This is a genomic window from Shewanella sp. ISTPL2 (assembly GCF_013283205.1).
Taxonomy (GTDB): domain Bacteria; phylum Pseudomonadota; class Gammaproteobacteria; order Enterobacterales; family Shewanellaceae; genus Shewanella; species Shewanella oncorhynchi.
Window position 1 is genome coordinate 1,593,920 of record NZ_JAAPAV010000001.1, and the last position, 17,413, is coordinate 1,611,332.

The following is a 17,413-nucleotide window of genomic DNA, read 5'->3' on the forward strand; positions in this document are numbered from 1 at the left end:
TCTAAAGTTATGTATGAAAATTGTGAGGTATCGCTGATATTTGCACGATAAATGGCTAGGTTAAGGATCAACACTAGCCATTTTTAGAAAAGGAAGTGAGTTACAGTATCGGATCTTTATTGATGCGAGACTCTTTTAACACTTCTTTCACTCGTTTCAAATTATCGCGGAAACGTGGACCTCTACGTAAGGTAAAACCCGTTGCCAATACATCTATAGTGACTAATTGGGCTAAACGCGAGGCCATAGGTAAATACATGTCAGTATCTTCTGGCACTTCCATTGTCACGGGCAGTGTACATTCCATTGATAAAGGCGAGTTGCGGGCGGTAATACCAATCACAGCTGCACCATTTTCTCTCGCTAAACGCGCGATTTCAATCAATGACTTAGTACGGCCAGTGTGGGAAATCAATACCACCACATCGCCCTCATTACTATTAATACAGCTCATGCGTTGCATTAGAACATCGTCAAAACAGATGACAGGGACATTAAATCGGAAGAATTTATTTTGCGCGTCATGGGCAACTGAAGCGGATGCGCCTAGGCCAAAAAAGGAAATAGTCTTAGCTTGAGTGAGAATATCAACGGCTTTATTAATGGCTGAAATGTCTAGGCTTTGACGTGCGGTATCGAGCGAAGCCATTGAAGATTCGAATATTTTTGTCGTATAAGACTCAGTCGAATCATCTTCTTCAACGTGGCGGCTCACATAAGGTGTACCGTTCGCAAGACTTTGCGCTAGATGTAACTTAAAATCAGGGAAACCTTTAGTATCTAAGCGGCGGCAGAAACGATTCACAGTAGGTTCACTGACATCTGCCATCTTAGCCAGTGTGGCGATGCTAGAATGTATAGCTGTCTGTGGTGATGCTAAGATCACCTCTGCAACTTTGCGTTCTGATTTACTAAAATGGGTGAGGCTTTTTTGAACCTTTTCTAGGGTATTCATACGCGTATGTCCGCTAAATTGAGAATGTAATTTTATTTATTTTTATTTCGTGGGAGCAGATCAAGACTGGCAGCCCACTAATAGACTCTATGTAGTAACTTTTCAGTACAATTTTGAAATAAGACTTTACTACCTTCAGTAATTTAAGCACAAAAAGCATATCAGATTTATGCAGCAAGTGACTAGTTAGCAAGAATGTTAATATTTATAAAAATAGATGCATTTAACAAATTCTGTTGTTATATTACAACAAAAGTGTGGATTTCTTCATCGACATGAAGGGACACGACATACAAAGGAGATCGTAACGCAATGGGCAAAACAACATCAGGCGCCAAAGCTTGTGACTTCGTACTCTTTGGTACTAAAGGCGATTTGGCACGACGCAAGTTGTTACCTTCTTTATACCAGCTAGATAAAGCTGAACTTCTCGATAAAGATACGAAAGTGATCGGTGTCGCGAAAGACGAGTTTACTCAAGATGAGTTTATCGAATTAGTCACGCTTGCATTAAACACCTTCGTGAAAGAGCCTTTGTGCGAAGAGACTCTCCAACGTTTTCTGTCCCGCTGCCACTATATAGGCACTAACTTTACCGATTCAGCGGGCTACAGTGCCTTCCATGATCTGCTCAAACCAGAAGAGCGCGTTATGGTCAGTTACTTTGCTACGCCACCTGCAATATTCGGCGACATTTGCCGTTGTTTGCATGAACAAGATCTTATCCACCCAGATTCACGCGTGGTGCTCGAAAAGCCCATCGGCTCAGATTTAGACTCTTCTCGCGTTATCAATGACCAAGTTTCCGCTTACTTCAAAGAACGTCAGGTTTACCGTATCGACCATTACTTAGGTAAAGAAACCGTACAGAACTTGATTGCCCTGCGTTTTGCGAACTCTTTATTTGCCTCTAAGTGGGACAACCGTACGATTGACCACGTCCAGATCACAGTCGCAGAAGAAGTGGGTATCGAAGGCCGTTGGGGTTACTTCGACAAAGCGGGTCAAATGCGTGACATGATCCAAAACCATTTGCTGCAAGTGTTAACGCTCGTTGCCATGGACCCACCTGTTAACTTAGACGCTGACAGTATCCGTGATGAAAAAGTTAAAGTACTTAAATCACTGCGTCCGATTAATTCTGACAATGTGTATGAAAATACCGTACGCGGTCAGTACAGCGCAGGCTTCTTAAAGGGCAGTCCAGTACCGGGTTATTTAGAAGAAGAAGGCGCCAACCTTCAATCACACACAGAAACCTTCGTGGCTATTCGTGTGGATATCGACAACTGGCGTTGGGCGGGCGTGCCTTTCTATTTACGTAGCGGTAAACGTATGCCGTTTAAGAGCTCTGAAATTGTGGTGTATTTTAAAAACCCACCGCATAACTTATATCGCTCAAGCTACCGTAATCTGCCACCGAACAAGCTGACGATCCGTCTGCAGCCCCATGAAGGGGTTGAAATCCAGATGATGAACAAAGTGCCAGGTTTGGAGCAAAAACAACGTCTACAAACCACTAAACTCGATTTGAGCTTCTCTGATACCTTTAAAAATGAACGTATCGCTGATGCCTACGAGCGTCTATTACTCGAAGCTATGCTCGGTAATCAAGCGCTGTTCGTGCGCCGCGACGAAGTCGAGCAGGCATGGACTTGGGTGGATGGCATTATCCAATCGTGGGAACAAAGCAACGAAAAACCAAAACCTTATCCTGCGGGTACTTGGGGTCCAGTTGCGTCAGTTGCTTTGATCACCAAAGATGGCCGTTCGTGGGACGAGTAGGAGACTTTGATGATTAAAGAAACCGTATTCAAATCTTTCGATACGCCAAGTGCGTTAGAACAACAGCTTGCGAATAGAATTGCGAGCCAGTTGCAGGAAGCCGTCGATGCCCGCGGAAAAGCGAGCTTAGTGGTTTCCGGTGGTTCGACGCCGCTTAAGTTATTTCAACTATTGAGCATGAAATCCATCGATTGGAGTGATGTTTATATCACGCTTGCCGATGAGCGCTGGGTTGAAGCCGACGCCGATGCTTCTAATGAGCGTCTCGTGCGTGAACATTTATTACAAAACCGTGCGGCGAATGCCAAATTCCGCGGTTTAAAAAACATGTTTTCGACCGCAGAAGCGGGCGCCGATATGGCCGCCGAGTCCTTGTCTAACTTCCCACGTCCTTTTGATGTGGTGGTGTTAGGCATGGGTAACGATGGTCATACTTGTTCTTGGTTTCCCTGCAGTGCAGAGCTTGAAAATGCGCTCACAACCCAAGCCCTGTGTGTGGCGACGAACCCCACCACAGCGCCCCATGGCAGAATTACGCTCTCTAAGAGTGCGATTTTGAACAGCAGACAAATCTACCTGCACTTGGTCGGGGAACAAAAATTATCCGTATATCGTCAAGCGTTAGAAAGTGATGATGTCCATGCTATGCCTATCAGAGCCGTATTAGCGCAGCGTAAAACGCCCGTTGATGTGTTCTGGAGCGCTTAAGGAGTCACTATGCACTCAGTAGAAATACATTCAGTAGTTCAAGCTGTTACCGACAGAATTATTGCCCGTAGCAAAGCGTCACGTGAAGGTTATCTCGCCGCATTGAATGATGCCCGTAACCATGGTGTACACCGTAGCTCATTGAGCTGTGGCAACTTAGCCCATGGTTTTGCCGCCTGTAATCCAGACGACAAAAATGCATTGCGTCAATTGAATAAGGCGAACATCGGCATAGTGACGGCATTTAACGATATGTTATCTGCGCACCAACCCTATGAAAGCTATCCTGAATTGCTTAAAAAAGCCTGTCAGGAAGTCGGCAGTGTTGCACAAGTGGCGGGCGGTGTTCCGGCCATGTGTGACGGTGTGACTCAAGGTCAACCCGGTATGGAATTGAGCTTACTGAGTCGTGAAGTGATTGCGATGGCAACGGCTGTGGGCTTGTCTCACAACATGTTTGATGGCGCTTTACTGCTCGGCATTTGCGATAAAATCGTACCAGGTTTGCTTATCGGTGCCTTAAGCTTTGGTCACTTACCTATGTTATTCGTGCCGGCAGGGCCGATGAAATCAGGTATCCCGAACAAAGAAAAAGCCCGTATTCGTCAACAATTTGCCCAAGGTAAAGTAGATCGCGCGCAGCTGCTCGAAGCAGAAGCCCAGTCTTACCACAGTGCAGGAACCTGTACTTTCTACGGCACGGCAAACTCGAATCAGTTGATGCTTGAAGTGATGGGTCTGCAGTTACCTGGTTCATCTTTTGTTAATCCTGATGATCCACTGCGCGAAGCGTTAAATAAGATGGCGGCTAAGCAAGTGTGCCGTTTAACTGAAATGGGGACTCAATATACCCCAATCGGTGAAGTGGTCAGCGAAAAATCTGTGGTTAACGGCATTGTGGCACTTTTGGCTACTGGCGGTTCAACTAACTTGACGATGCACATTGTCGCCGCGGCTCGTGCTGCCGGTATTATTGTGAACTGGGATGATTTTTCTGAATTATCCGATGCTGTACCATTAGTGGCGCGCGTGTATCCAAACGGTCATGCCGATATTAATCATTTCCATGCAGCCGGTGGCATGGCGTACTTAATCAAAGAATTGCTCGATGCGGGTCTATTGCATGAAGATGTGAATACCGTTGCGGGCTTTGGTTTACGCCGTTATACCCAAGAGCCAAGGTTGCTCGACGGTGAACTGCGCTGGGTCGATGGTCCAACGACTAGCTTAGATACTGAAGTGTTAACGTCAGTCGCATCACCTTTCCAAGGCAATGGTGGCTTAAAATTACTCAAAGGTAACTTAGGCCGCGCTGTGATCAAAGTGTCAGCAGTACAAGAACAACATCGTGTCGTTGAAGCGCCCGCAGTGGTGATTGACGATCAAAACAAACTCGATGCCTTGTTCCAAGCCGGTGCTCTGGATAGAGATTGTGTTGTGGTGGTTAAAGGTCAAGGCCCGAAAGCCAACGGTATGCCAGAGCTGCATAAATTAACGCCATTATTAGGCACGCTTCAGGACAAAGGTTTTAAAGTCGCGCTGCTGACTGACGGTCGTATGTCTGGCGCGTCGGGTAAAGTCCCTGCGGCGATTCACTTAACGCCAGAAGCCTTAGATGGCGGTTTAATTGCCAAAGTCCAAGATGGCGACTTGATCCGTGTCGATGCGTTAACAGGCGAACTGAGCCTGCTTGTATCTGAAGCTGAACTTGCCACCAGAGCAGCGGGAATAGTGGATTTACATCGCTCACGTTATGGCATGGGCCGCGAGTTATTTAGTGCGCTACGTTCAAATCTAAGTAGTCCAGAAACTGGTGCGCGTTGTACTAATGCCATCGATGAACTTTATTAATACAAAGGAAGAATAACGCAATGCTTGAGAATAACTGGTCACTACAGCCACAAGATATTTTTAAACGCAGCCCTATTGTTCCTGTTATGGTGATTAACAAGATTGAACATGCGGTACCATTAGCGCGAGCACTGGTTGCCGGCGGCATTAGCGTGTTAGAAGTGACTTTGCGTACGCCTTGTGCACTCGAAGCTATCACTAAAATCGCCAAAGAAGTGCCTGAGGCCTTAGTCGGCGCAGGGACTATCTTAAACGAAGCTCAGCTTGATCTTGCGATTGCCGCGGGTGCGCAGTTTATTATTACCCCAGGCGCAACGGTTGAACTGCTCAAAGCGGGTATGCATGGTCCAATCCCTTTAATTCCAGGGGTTGCGAGCATTTCAGAAGTGATGACGGGGATGGCGCTCGGTTACACCCACTTTAAATTCTTCCCAGCTGAAGCTTCGGGTGGTGTTGATGCTCTTAAAGCCTTCTCGGGTCCGCTAGCGGATATTCGCTTCTGCCCAACAGGTGGCATTACGCCAAGCAGCTATAAAGATTATTTAGCGCTGAAAAACGTCGATTGTATTGGTGGTAGCTGGATTGCGCCAACGGATGCAATGGAACACGGCGATTGGGATCGTATCACTCAACTTTGTAAAGATGCCATCGGCGCTTTATAAATCGAGCTTGACTTGAAATAGTGACAAAATAAAAACCACCGCAAGGTGGTTTTTTGTCTTTTATCTTTCGCATTTTGATAAAGAACGGCTGTGATCGCTGACTCTGTAGAAAGTCTAGCTTTTATAGAAACTCGTACATTTACAAACGGTCTGGCTTTATAGCAAGTCGGGCCGCGCAATGTCTGCTTACCTACATTTCCTTGCTCAGTTCCACATTTGAGCCCGCTTTGGGGCTAAATAGCTGTTGATACAGTCGCCCCGCAAACTCATCTGTCATCCCTGAAATATAGTCCGCCAACACTCTGTGACTGTTTAAGCCTTGTTGCTCACTTTCGCGCCAGCGCTCTTGGGTGTTCAGTGGCAGTAAACGCTCGGGATCGGAAGCGAAGGCTTCGAATAATCCCATCACAATCTGCTGGCCCTTATATTCGAGCATTTGGATCTCAGGTTTACGGATCACGTATTTATAAACCAGTTGCTTGAGCACATTGAGCGCAATGGCAAATTCTGGCTCTAACGTCGCATTAAAGCGTAATAATGGCTCTTCGAACACGTCATCTTCTGAGATAACAATAGCGGTGACAAAGCCATTAACGAGTGTGCCTATGGCATCTTTACGTAGGTGATGCTCATGGGAAAACAGCTTGTTGCCAATATCTGCCAGCTCTTGTTTTATCCACGCATCGCTGCTGTTGGTCAGTGTCGGCGCCACATCTTGATGCCACTGGGACGCTGTGACTATGCCCATCACAATCGCATCTTCGAGATCGTGCACCGCATAGGCGATGTCATCTGCCAGTTCCATAATCGAGCAATCGAAGGATTTAAACTGGGTTCGCAGATGTGGATAGTGGTGCAGGGCGGGGTGTGAACCTTGCTGAGTTGATGTAAAACGACGGCTATCCGCCTCAGACAAAGGCTCAAGCACCCAAGCGAAGATGTCGTTATCATCGTCGAAAATGCCCTTAACCGGCGGCCATTGTGACGGTTTTAACTGTCTGTGGTTGGTGATTTCATTATGTTCACCCGCGACAAATAGCTTCGAGTGCGGCGCAGGGTATTTCAAAATCCCGAGCATGGTACGCCGACATAAGTTCATCCCGAAATCTAATGTGTAAGGCTCAAGTTTCGATAAAATACGAAAGGTTTGGCCATTGCCTTCAAAACCGCCGTGGTCGCGCATCATGTAATTTAATGCGACTTCGCCACCGTGGCCGAAGGGAGGATGACCAATATCGTGGGCCAAGCACAGGGACTCTAATAAGCTCATAGAGCAAAGCAGCTGTTTATGTTGTGGATATTTACGTCTGAGCTGAGCAGCTATGCCGGTGCCAATTTGCGAGACTTCGAGTGAGTGGGTTAATCGGGTGCGATAGAAGTCATTCATGCCAACGCCGAGCACTTGGGTCTTGGCCTGAAGGCGGCGAAAGGCGGCCGAGTGGAGAATACGCGCCCTGTCTCTTTGGTAAGGGCTGCGGTGATCAAAGCGCCGTTGTTTATCTTCACCATGACGGCGTTCTTGCCAAACACTTGAAGTCATATGCATTCCTAGCGAGAGTGGAAAATCAAAGCATCTTGTTAATTTCGTCTAAATTCAAGGTGAAACTTGGCACAAAGCAGCTTATAAAATACTGTACTGCGGGATCTGGATTTGTCGCCAGCATGTCTTCGAGACGCTTACGGGCGGTATTGAATTCACTGTTGCCAGCGCGGTTTTCCTCAAGGCATTTAAGATAGGCACACAGAGTATCAGCCGATTTCACTATGGTCTTGTAAACGGGGTCGGCGTAATCGCTGATGAACAGACTGCGATAATCTTCTTTAAATTCCTCAGGTACCATATCTAACATGCGCTGCTCGGCAATCGCCTCAATCTTTTTATACTCGGCTTCAATTTCTTTATTGAAGTATTTTACCGGCGTCGGTAAGTCACCCGTGAGAATTTCACTGGCATCGTGAAAAATCGCCAGACTCGTGGCTTGATGGGGATCGAGCGTCGTGCCGAATTTCTTATTACTGATGATCACCAGTGCATGGGCCACCATGGCAACTTGCAGCGAGTGTTCTTGAACATTTTCAGTGCGAACGTTGTACATCAAAGGCCAGCGTTGGATCAGTTTCATGCGAGCTAAATGGGCAAATAAGTGACTCATAGTTTTCCTGCTAAAGAGTGAAATCGGAAGGCGACAAGCTGCAATGGAAGACATGAAACGAGTGAGTAGGCAGTATTGACGCTAGTGAAGTCTTAGATTATCACAGCCTTGGATGACACGTGAGCATGAGCGTAGAGGATTTAAAGAAATAGCTAAAAATAAAGCGACCACTAGGATCGCTTTATGTCTCAAACCGTTAAAGGGATATTTTACTGTCGATAGTTTTCGAGGAAGGCCCCAAACTCGGTAAATGCTTTCTTCAGATCTTCTTTATAGGGCAAGAAAACCACTCGCAAATGATCGGGCTCAGGCCAGTTAAAGGCGCTGCCATGGACTAACAGGATTTTCTTTTCTCTGAGCAAATCCAGCACTAAACGCTCATCATCCCGCAAATTGAATTTTTTCATATCCAGTTTCGGAAAGGCATAGAGTGCGCCCTTTGGTTTTTTAACGCTCACACCTGGAATTTGGTTAAGCAATTCGTAACAGGCATCCCTTTGGACTGTGAGGCGGCCATTAGGCAAAATAAGCTCGTTAATACTCTGATAACCGCCGAGCGCGGTTTGAATTGCATGTTGATTGGGCACGTTTGCACAGAGGCGCATCGAGGACAGCATTTCTAAGCCTTCGATGTAACTTTTAGCAGCCTTAAGATTGCCAGATAACATCATCCAACCAACACGAAATCCTGCTGCACGATAAGCCTTTGATAAGCCGTTAAAAGTAACAGTTAAAATATCGTCTGATAGACCCGCAGCAGGAATATGCTTGGCTTCGTCGTATAAAATTTTATCGTAAATTTCATCGGCAAAAAGGATCAGATCATGTTGACGACACAGTTCAACCACTTGCAGCAGTAATTCTCTGCTGTATACCGCTCCGGTTGGGTTGTTCGGGTTAATCAGCACTATGCCGCGAGTACGTGATGAAATTTTACTTTTAATGTCGTTGAGATCGGGGAACCAGTCCGCTTCTTCATCGCAGCGATAATGCACAGCCTTGCCGCCCGCGAGATTCGCCGCTGCTGTCCACAGGGGATAGTCTGGTGAGGGGATTAAGATCTCATCATCGGTATTCAGCAGGCCTTGCATTGCCATCATAATGAGTTCTGAAACGCCGTTACCTATATAGATATCTTCGATATCGACACCAAAAATCCCTTGGGCTTGATAATGCTGCACTATGGCCTTACGGGCAGAGAATAATCCTTTTGACTCACAGTAGCCTTGGGCACTGGGTAAATTGAGGATCACATCGCGCACAATTTCTTCAGGCGCTTCGAAACCGAAGGGGGCCGGATTACCAATGTTGAGTTTGAGGATTCGATGCCCCTCGTCTTCTAAACGTCTGGCTTCCTTGTGCACTGGGCCGCGGATGTCATAGCAAACGGTATCCAGCTTGTTGGATTTGATGATAGGGCGCATTTACACCTCGGAACATGCATAAAGTTTTGGCTTAAGTTAGCGCACCATAACGAAATTTCATTGTAGATGAAAGGGGGGATAAGCACAGAATTGCGCTTTTTTTATAAATATCCCTCAGTTAAATATGCTTTAACAGACGATTAAAGAAATCTGCACAAGTTTTATGTTCTGACATTGGCATGATTTTAAGATTGTTTATCTATTGGGTTGGTAGGGGAATCTTGTTTATGTTTTTTCATTTCGAAAGATGAAAATGCGTTTTCATTAGCTGACCCATATTTAATTTCTCTATATTAGCCATATCAATCGTGACAGAAGGAAATGTATTTTAGCTGATACTTAATGGTTGATTTTTAGTCAGATATTTTTGATAAGGTAAACTTATGCCGCGGCATTTTATCTTGTGATAATTAGGCATATTTATTGAATGCTTATTAAGCTAAGAAGATCATAAATGTTTAAGTTACAATCGCGTTAAAAGTCTTCTAGATTATACGGTTATGTAAAATTGTCTCGCGGGAAATAAATTTATTTTCTATCAAGTTAAATTTATAGTTGACTCAATATTCGATGCGCTTTATTTTCTGCGCGATGTTTTTGGCAAGGCACCTTAGATAGCAAGCAATTCGCGGGTTTTATCTTCAGGGTTAGTCATCATGAAGCAGCTGTGTTGACGTTCTAAATCGTGTTGATTTCAGACGTTATTCTAAAACCATTTGCCTTTTAGGCGATTTATTTAGAGGACCTAAGTGCATGTCTGAACCGACAGCGTTAAGTCTCATTCCACCTTTGGTGGTATTGGTGTTAGCTATTTGGTTACGCCGTCCTATTTTATCTTTGATCATAGGTGCGGTAACCGGTTTCCTGTTACTCGATCCCAGTCAAGTCTTAAACAATTTTGCTAGTGTGTCATTGAAGGTTATGGCCGATGAAACCATAGGTTGGTTGATTCTGGTGTGTGGTGGTTTTGGTGCGCTCATCGCACTTTTAGTACGAACTGGCGGCGCATTAGCGTTTGGCCGCAATGCACTTAAATTGGCGAAAGGACCTAAATCTTCCCTATTAATGACATTTATCCTTGGGATCGTGATTTTTATCGATGACTATCTCAATGCGTTGACCGTGGGTGAAACCATGAAGCGTGTAACGGATAAATTTAAAGTGTCCCGTGAAATGCTCGCCTATGTCGTGGACTCCACCGCCGCGCCCGTGTGCGTGTTAGTGCCATTATCGACTTGGGCGGTATTTTTTGGTGGATTACTGGTGGATAACGGTGTGGCAGCCGAAGGTCAAGGCATTGCAGTTTATATGCAAGCTATTCCTTACATGCTTTATGCTTGGTTAGCTGTGGCTATGGTGCTACTTGTCGCATTAGGTATTGTGCCCGCCATTGGTCCAATGAAGGCTGCGCAGCTGCGCGCTGCCCAAGGTGAACCCGCTGAAGCGCAAGTGGATTTCGACCAAGTGCAAACTTCGGATGAATATGCGGTTAAAGCCATAGAAGAGGAATTTAAGCACGCCGATAATCAGGGCAAACTGCATAACTTTTTAGTGCCTATTGGTTTGTTAGTTGCCTTTACCGTGTACTTTGATATCGACGTGTGGAAAGGCTTGCTGGCGACCTTAGTTATCACGATTCCTTATTATGCAGTGCAGCGTTTGATGCCATTTTCAGAGATGATGGACCAAATGATCGATGGCTTTAAAAGCATGCTACCAGCCATTAGCACTGTGATTGCGGCGTTTGTGTTTAAGGATGTGTGCGATCAGTTATTACTGCCGCAGTATGTCATTGAATCATTAAGCCCATTTATGACACCTAAATTGCTGCCTGCGGTAGTGTTCTTATCTATGGCTATACTCGCGTTTGCCACAGGTTCGAGCTGGGGTATATTTGCCGTGACGATTCCTATCGTGATGCCATTAGCGCAAGCGGTTGGGGCGGACATCCCATTAGTCATTGGGGCCTTATTGTCTGCATCATCATTTGGTAGCCAAGCGTGCTTCTACTCAGATTCAACCGTATTGGCCGCCCAAGGCTCAGGTTGTAACTTAGTGAGCCATGCTGTGACTCAGTTACCTTATACGCTTATCGCAGCAGTAATAGCATTTATCGGCTTTATTGTGATTGCATAACTTCTGTCACGATTAATATAAGAAACCAGCTACGGCTGGTTTTTTAATGTCTGCCGTAATGGGGTTAGGCGGCTAGAGTGAGTAAAAGGTGAGTAAAGAGTGATGAGGTTTGAACTAGAATAAACACGATTACACTGTTAAATGAATATTTTCAACTGATGTCAAATTATATTTTACGAAATTGTCATTTATATTTTACATATTTCATCGTCGCCATGTAGCTTTTCAAATCAAAGCCTGATTATACTTTGCATCCTTCAGGGCATTATTTTCAACATTAGTGGCAAACGAATCAAATGGACTCAACTCTTCTTACTGCGTTTTTCGAGCACGGCACAATACGTGATGTCGAATGTTTATTCCCTGATATTTCAGGCTATCCAAGGGGAAAGCTTATGCCAGCCCGAAGTTTTGCTCAGGGTGCTGAATTACGTATTGCCCAAGCGATTTCGATGCAGGCGATTACCGGTGAGTATTCCTACGATCCTGTTTTCCCTGATGCTGATCCTGATCTTTTACTCGTCCCCGATTACAGCACTCTCAAGATGATCCCATGGAGCACAGTGCCGCGCGCATTTGCCATCCATGACTGCGTATTACTGGATGGCAATTTATGTCCATTTGCGCCGCGCTCTATGTTAAAAAATGTATTGGCCCGTTACCAAGCCCTTGGGTTAACGCCCGTGGTGGCCCCTGAGATTGAGTTTTATCTGACTGAATCGAATACCGATCCGAGTGTGCCGTATCAGGCACCCATTTCAAAAAGTGGCCGAGCTGAAAATGGTCAATCCGCGTTTAGCATGAATATGCTCAATGAACTCGCACCATTTTGGGATGAGTTTAATGCCGCCATCGATGCGATTGGGATTAAAGGTGATACTTGGATCCATGAAATGGGGCTATCGCAATATGAAATTAACCTAGTGCATGGCGATCCGCTGGCCTTAGCGGATCAAGCCTTTATGTTTAAATACGCGGCGAAAGAAATCGCCATTAAACATGGCTTGAATGCAATTTTTATGGCAAAACCCATAGCGGGGCAACCCGGCAGTTCTATGCATTTACATCAAAGTGTCATCGATGATAAAGGTAATAATATTTTCAGCCATGCTGATGGTAGCGACACTGACCGTTTTCACCACTACATCGGCGGATTACAAAAGTATCTACCTGATTTAATGTTGTTATTCGCACCCAATATCAATTCATTTAGACGTTATATTTCCGGCAGTCAAGCGCCGATTAATTTAAGTTGGGGCGTTGATAATCGCACCACTGGCTTACGTGTGCCATTAAGTGCTCCTGTAGCGAGACGGGTAGAGAATCGTATTGCGGGCGCCGATGCTAATCCGTACCTGATGATTGCCGCATCTTTGGCTGCGGGCCTTGCCGGAATGGAAGAAAAATTATCGCCAAGTGCACCAGAAACAGGGAGCGCCTACGATAGCAGCCATGACCTAGCGCAGACATTTTTAGCTGCGTTAACGCAAATGCGCCAAAGTGATTCGGCACGACGCTTACTCGGGGACGATTTTGTCACTGGCTTTGTATCGGTGAAGGAAATTGAATTCCAAAGTTATTTGAGTGAGATAGGGGCTTGGGAGCGACGTTTCTTAGGGCCGCAATGCTAACGCTTATTTAATGAGGGGATTTTGCTGGATAACACCTATTCCCTTGAGTGACTCGACACATCACTAAAAAAACAGCAACAAAAAAGCCAGTGCAAGCACTGGCTTTTCTGTGTCTGGAAACGAGAAGGGCGATTAAACGCGCTTCTTGAATTCACCAGTACGAGTGTCGATTTCAATTTTGTCGCCTACTTTCACGAAGTCAGCAACACTCACTGTGCCACCGCCAGTGATAGTCGCTGGCTTCATCACTTTACCTGAAGTATCGCCACGAGCTGAAGGCTCAGTGTAGATCACTTCACGTACGATAGTGGTTGGCATTTCAACAGAGATAGCTTTGCCATCATAGAAAGTCACTTGGCAAGTTTCTTCCATACCATCAACGATATAAGCCGCTGCATCACCTAGGTTTTCAGCTTCTACGTCGTATTGGTTGTATTCTGCATCCATGAATACAAACATAGGATCTGCAAAGTAAGAATATGTGCAGTCAAGACGATCTAAGATGATGTCTTCTAACTTATCTTCACCTTTGAAAGTCGTTTCAGTACCAGAGTTAAGCAGTAAGTTTTTCAACTTTAACTTAACGATAGCAGCGTTACGGCCAGAACGAGTTGTTTCAGTTTTCTGCACAACCCATGGGCTGCCATCTAACATGATCACGTTACCAGGACGGATTTCATGAGCAGTTTTCATTACACTATTTCCTATATTTAGATTTTTCTGTTTTCGCGCAGTATCTTAGCTGTTTTTAACGAACTGAACTAGTCGAGTAGCGAGATCTGCAGCATTTAATGCATTAATTGGCCATTGTTTAGCATGGTGATGCAACAAGGGCAAATTAACAGGATTAAGGTTTTGCCAGTGAAGGCTCACGGCTGATTGCTGTGCTTGGTTGAACGCGAGATTCAATTCAGACCAATAACAAGCAATTTTAGGTGGCAGATTATCGCAGTAAAGTTTGAGAAAAGCTTCTAATTTTACGAGGTGATAATCATCTTCTTGGGGATAAATGTGCCAAATGAAGGGTTTTGCGGCCCATTGGGCACGTAAAAAGGAATCTTCACCGCGCACGATATTAAAATCACAGCTCCAGAGCAGGCGATCAAACCCCTGTTGGTCTGTCATAGGTAAAATGTGCAGGGTTAAATTACCATGATTTATCTGTTGACCCGGCACTAGATCGGCAATCTCACAGGGCAGTAAATGTGTCAGACTGTTTAAGCTACGCCCCTTTGGGAGCAGCGCATGGATTTTTTCTACCGATTGCTGCCATAACTCACATAATGCGGGTAGCGCCTCGGTCTCATAGCTAAAAACGCTAATCACTGTGTCTTGTGCCTGAATGTCCTTAAGACCTAGATCAGTAAAAAGCTGCAATTTATTGGCAGTATCAGCTTGCCAAGCATCACGCTCTGCAAACAAATTTTGCTCGCAAATGAGTCCACCCGTTTTGGCGCTAAAACCGGGAAAGTAGAAATACTTTTTCAAACCATTGGCTTGTAACGATGGCAAACCATGGCAGCCTTCAACCCAATCCTCTGCGCTTAAATACTCTAAATTCAGCCAAACAGGTACAGATTTTGGGGCGTTCTGATGTAAATAAGCCAGCTGCTCTTTTACCTGTTCGGGGAGTTCACAGGCAAAGGCTTCGATGAGCACTGCTCCTGCGACAAACTCTATAGGTAAAGGCTCTTTCCAATGAATAATATTCACACCATTGAAGGTTTGAGTGGCTTTTAGTGGATCGAGTGTCGGTAAGATATGCGAGAAGCTTGCGAGGTCGTCGACCCACAAATTAACGGGGATCTGATACTCATTGGCTATTTGTTTGGCTAAACGCCAAGTGACGCCAATATCGCCATAGTTATCAACGACGGTGCAAAAAATATCCCAATGATTGGAGCGAGGTGTGTTGCTCATGAGTGTGGTATGTCGTTATTCTTAGTCAGAAATATATGCATAAAAAAAGCGGCGTTAAAGCCGCTTTAATCAAATGGTTAACAGAATTAATCTTCTAATTCAGCTAAACACATTTCTTCGTAAATTTGCTTAACCCAAGCATCAACACGTTCTTCAGTCAGCTCTGGCTGGCGATCTTCATCGATACCTAAACCAATAAAGTGGTCGTCATCGACTTGACCTTTAGAGGCTTCAAAATTGTAGCTTGCAGTTGGCCAATGGCCGATGATGATACCACCACGGGCCTGAACAATATCGCCAACCATGCCCATGGCATCAAGGAAGTACTCAGCGTAATCTTCTTGATCACCACAACCAAAAATAGCGACAAGTTTGTCAGTAAAATCAATTTGCTCTAATTCAGGGAAGAAATCATCCCAGTCACATTGCGCTTCACCGTAATACCAGGTCGGGATGCCGAACAGCAGCAAGTCATACTCTGCAATCTGTTCTTTGGTACTTTTGGCGATATCTTTCACCTCAACCATTTTTTTACCCAGTTTTTTCTGGATCATCTTGGCTACAGCTTCGGTGTTACCTGTGTCGCTACCGAAAAAAAGACCTACAGTTGCCATTGTCTATCCTTTAATGTCTAGTTCACTTATTAGGTTAATCTTGCTGGTACTCGTTCAGCACTCAACTTGTTGCTGAAGAATTAATTCGATTAACTGGCTACGGCTGATGTTACTGGCCAATGCCTGCTCATTCAAGGCGTCATACAAATCTTGTGACACCTTTAACTCTATTCGCTTTAATCCGTTGGCTTTATCGCGCTGGATTTGATTGCGTTTGTTGACCTTAAGCTGTTGGCTACGGGACAAAGGATTGCTACGTGGTCGGCCCCGGCGCTTTTCGTTGGCAAAAAGGTCAATAGTGGTTCTGTCTGTCGCTTCTTTTGCCATGTTCTTATTGTTAACCGATCCCTGAGCCTTCCCAAGTGATCTGGATAATACCTTTTACAATAAACCCGGCGCAGCCGAGAAATAACACTAACCAAACAATAAATCGACCAAATTTTGGCACGTTACCTTGTTTAAGCACATCGTGGATGGCCATGCCGATAAAGAAAAATATCGAGGCAAAAAACAGGTTCAGGCCGATGGTTTCAATTTGTTCCATGTACTGAGATAACATACTTTCTTAGTCCTTGAGAGTGTTCTAAGGCCAAAAGAGGCGCGAATATATCACAACAAGATGGCGGCTGCCATATGCTTTCGGTCGAGTTTGCTGCTGATTTACATTGAATGTTTGTCAATAAATTCAGACACGATCCGGTTAAAAATGACGGGTTTTTGCGCATGCAACCAATGACCACATCCTTCAAGTGTTTTTGCCTGTGCCGCGGGGAATTGCGCCATGATAGCGCTTCTGTGCTCGCTAGTGACATAATTTGAGTCGCCGCCGCGAATAAACAGACTTGGTCCAGCATAGCTTTGTACTGGATTTAGTGTCTGATTTTGCCAGCCAATAATATTAGGATAACAAGCCTTTAGGCCACTTAAGTTCATTTTCCAACGAAAGCCAGTATCCGTGCGTTGTAGATTTTTGAGTAAAAATTGTGCCGTTGCTTCGTCAATACCATTGTCAATTAAATGGTTTAGGGCAAAGCGTCTGTCGGTATGGCCTTCTAAGGGCAGGCTTTCTAATGCCGCAAACACTGTGTCGTGTCTTGGCTCATAGGCGACGGGGGCGATATCGGCTGCCACCATACTGATAATGCGCTCTGGAAAGGCTAACGCCGTCGCCATGGCGATTTTACCCCCCATGGAGTGACCCACAATATGGGCGCGTTCAATAGCCAGTTCGTCGAGCAAGCTGATCATTGCAGTGGCCAGACGAGGGTAGTCCATTTGATCCCAATGCTCACTTAAACCATGATTGGGCACATCGACACGAATAACTTGATACTGATTTTCTAATACTTGCCCTAGACCTTTGAGGTTATCTAGATTACCGAACAAGCCGTGGATCAAGAGCACTGCGGGTCCTTGGCCTGTGGAAACAAAGTTCATGGTGATTCCTGTTGGAGATTTTTAGCTTAGCGTGACGCGAATTGTGCCCTTAATGCCGTTGGCTTGACAAGTCAGTTGCCATTTCTATAGTGGGGGCGGCCAGTAACTTGTGTGCTTTTTCGGCAATTGTCGATTAA

16 protein-coding genes are annotated in these 17,413 nt (G+C 45.2%); 6 read left to right on the forward strand and 10 right to left on the reverse strand.

Going from position 1 to position 17,413, the window contains the following annotated elements:
* Positions 1 to 100 precede the first annotated feature (100 nt).
* The gene (locus HUB64_RS07150) at positions 101 to 955 is read right to left on the reverse strand and encodes a MurR/RpiR family transcriptional regulator (protein WP_006081563.1); all 855 of its coding nucleotides are present in this window, start codon (positions 953 to 955) and stop codon (positions 101 to 103) included.
* Between the two features lie 312 nt (positions 956 to 1,267).
* Between HUB64_RS07150 and zwf the strand changes: the two genes are divergently transcribed.
* Genes zwf through HUB64_RS07170 form a run of 4 tightly spaced genes read left to right on the forward strand, consistent with a single transcriptional unit; the run spans position 1,268 to position 5,961 of the window.
* Positions 1,268 to 2,740 carry a glucose-6-phosphate dehydrogenase gene (gene zwf, locus HUB64_RS07155; RefSeq protein WP_028759998.1) on the forward strand — a complete coding sequence of 491 codons (1,473 nt, stop codon included), beginning with the start codon at positions 1,268 to 1,270 and terminating at the stop codon, positions 2,738 to 2,740.
* A gap of 9 nt (positions 2,741 to 2,749) precedes the next feature.
* Entirely contained in the window at positions 2,750 to 3,448 is a 699-nt protein-coding gene (gene pgl / locus HUB64_RS07160) for a 6-phosphogluconolactonase (RefSeq protein WP_105252460.1), read from the forward strand.
* A 24-nt stretch (positions 3,449 to 3,472) separates the two neighbouring features.
* Complete coding sequence (gene edd, locus HUB64_RS07165; protein WP_028759996.1) at positions 3,473 to 5,299, forward strand: phosphogluconate dehydratase; 1,827 nt, start codon at positions 3,473 to 3,475, stop codon at positions 5,297 to 5,299.
* Positions 5,300 to 5,319: 20 nt separating this feature from the next.
* Entirely contained in the window at positions 5,320 to 5,961 is a 642-nt protein-coding gene (locus HUB64_RS07170; RefSeq protein ID WP_028759995.1) for a bifunctional 4-hydroxy-2-oxoglutarate aldolase/2-dehydro-3-deoxy-phosphogluconate aldolase, read from the forward strand.
* A gap of 190 nt (positions 5,962 to 6,151) precedes the next feature.
* On the opposite strand, the gene HUB64_RS07175 is transcribed toward HUB64_RS07170, so the two are convergent.
* The 3 genes from HUB64_RS07175 to HUB64_RS07185 all read right to left on the reverse strand — a co-directional run bounded on the left by HUB64_RS07175 (position 6,152) and on the right by HUB64_RS07185 (position 9,538).
* Positions 6,152 to 7,501 (reverse strand): anti-phage deoxyguanosine triphosphatase, encoded by a 1,350-nt coding sequence (locus HUB64_RS07175; RefSeq protein WP_173244953.1) that lies wholly within the window; start codon positions 7,499 to 7,501, stop codon positions 6,152 to 6,154.
* A gap of 25 nt (positions 7,502 to 7,526) precedes the next feature.
* Positions 7,527 to 8,114: a 5'-deoxynucleotidase gene (yfbR, locus tag HUB64_RS07180; RefSeq protein WP_173244950.1), complete on the reverse strand. Its 588-nt coding sequence runs from the start codon at positions 8,112 to 8,114 to the stop codon at positions 7,527 to 7,529.
* Positions 8,115 to 8,323: 209 nt separating this feature from the next.
* Positions 8,324 to 9,538: a pyridoxal phosphate-dependent aminotransferase gene (locus HUB64_RS07185; protein ID WP_131524175.1), complete on the reverse strand. Its 1,215-nt coding sequence runs from the start codon at positions 9,536 to 9,538 to the stop codon at positions 8,324 to 8,326.
* A gap of 753 nt (positions 9,539 to 10,291) precedes the next feature.
* Here HUB64_RS07185 and HUB64_RS07190 point away from each other — a divergent pair.
* Both HUB64_RS07190 and HUB64_RS07195 read left to right on the forward strand, forming a co-directional pair.
* Positions 10,292 to 11,674 (forward strand): Na+/H+ antiporter NhaC family protein, encoded by a 1,383-nt coding sequence (locus tag HUB64_RS07190; RefSeq protein ID WP_173244947.1) that lies wholly within the window; start codon positions 10,292 to 10,294, stop codon positions 11,672 to 11,674.
* 296 nt (positions 11,675 to 11,970) lie between these two features.
* Positions 11,971 to 13,305: a glutamine synthetase family protein gene (locus tag HUB64_RS07195; RefSeq protein WP_173244944.1), complete on the forward strand. Its 1,335-nt coding sequence runs from the start codon at positions 11,971 to 11,973 to the stop codon at positions 13,303 to 13,305.
* A 132-nt stretch (positions 13,306 to 13,437) separates the two neighbouring features.
* Here HUB64_RS07195 and efp read toward each other — a convergent pair whose 3' ends face one another.
* The 6 genes from efp to HUB64_RS07225 form a co-directional block, all read right to left on the reverse strand.
* Positions 13,438 to 13,998 carry an elongation factor P gene (efp, locus tag HUB64_RS07200; RefSeq protein WP_105252465.1) on the reverse strand — a complete coding sequence of 187 codons (561 nt, stop codon included), beginning with the start codon at positions 13,996 to 13,998 and terminating at the stop codon, positions 13,438 to 13,440.
* A 45-nt stretch (positions 13,999 to 14,043) separates the two neighbouring features.
* Positions 14,044 to 15,225, reverse strand: a complete 1,182-nt coding sequence (gene earP / locus HUB64_RS07205) for an elongation factor P maturation arginine rhamnosyltransferase EarP (protein WP_028759989.1) — start codon at positions 15,223 to 15,225, stop codon at positions 14,044 to 14,046.
* A gap of 86 nt (positions 15,226 to 15,311) precedes the next feature.
* Positions 15,312 to 15,839: a flavodoxin FldA gene (gene fldA / locus HUB64_RS07210; RefSeq protein WP_006081576.1), complete on the reverse strand. Its 528-nt coding sequence runs from the start codon at positions 15,837 to 15,839 to the stop codon at positions 15,312 to 15,314.
* Between the two features lie 54 nt (positions 15,840 to 15,893).
* On the reverse strand, positions 15,894 to 16,166 hold the full coding sequence (ybfE, locus tag HUB64_RS07215; RefSeq protein WP_006081577.1) for a LexA regulated protein: 273 nt from the start codon (positions 16,164 to 16,166) through the stop codon (positions 15,894 to 15,896).
* Between the two features lie 10 nt (positions 16,167 to 16,176).
* Positions 16,177 to 16,398 carry a DUF2788 domain-containing protein gene (locus HUB64_RS07220; protein ID WP_006081578.1) on the reverse strand — a complete coding sequence of 74 codons (222 nt, stop codon included), beginning with the start codon at positions 16,396 to 16,398 and terminating at the stop codon, positions 16,177 to 16,179.
* Between the two features lie 101 nt (positions 16,399 to 16,499).
* A complete protein-coding gene (locus tag HUB64_RS07225; protein ID WP_173496693.1) occupies positions 16,500 to 17,276 on the reverse strand; it encodes an alpha/beta fold hydrolase in 777 nt (258 codons plus the stop codon).
* Positions 17,277 to 17,413 lie beyond the last annotated feature (137 nt).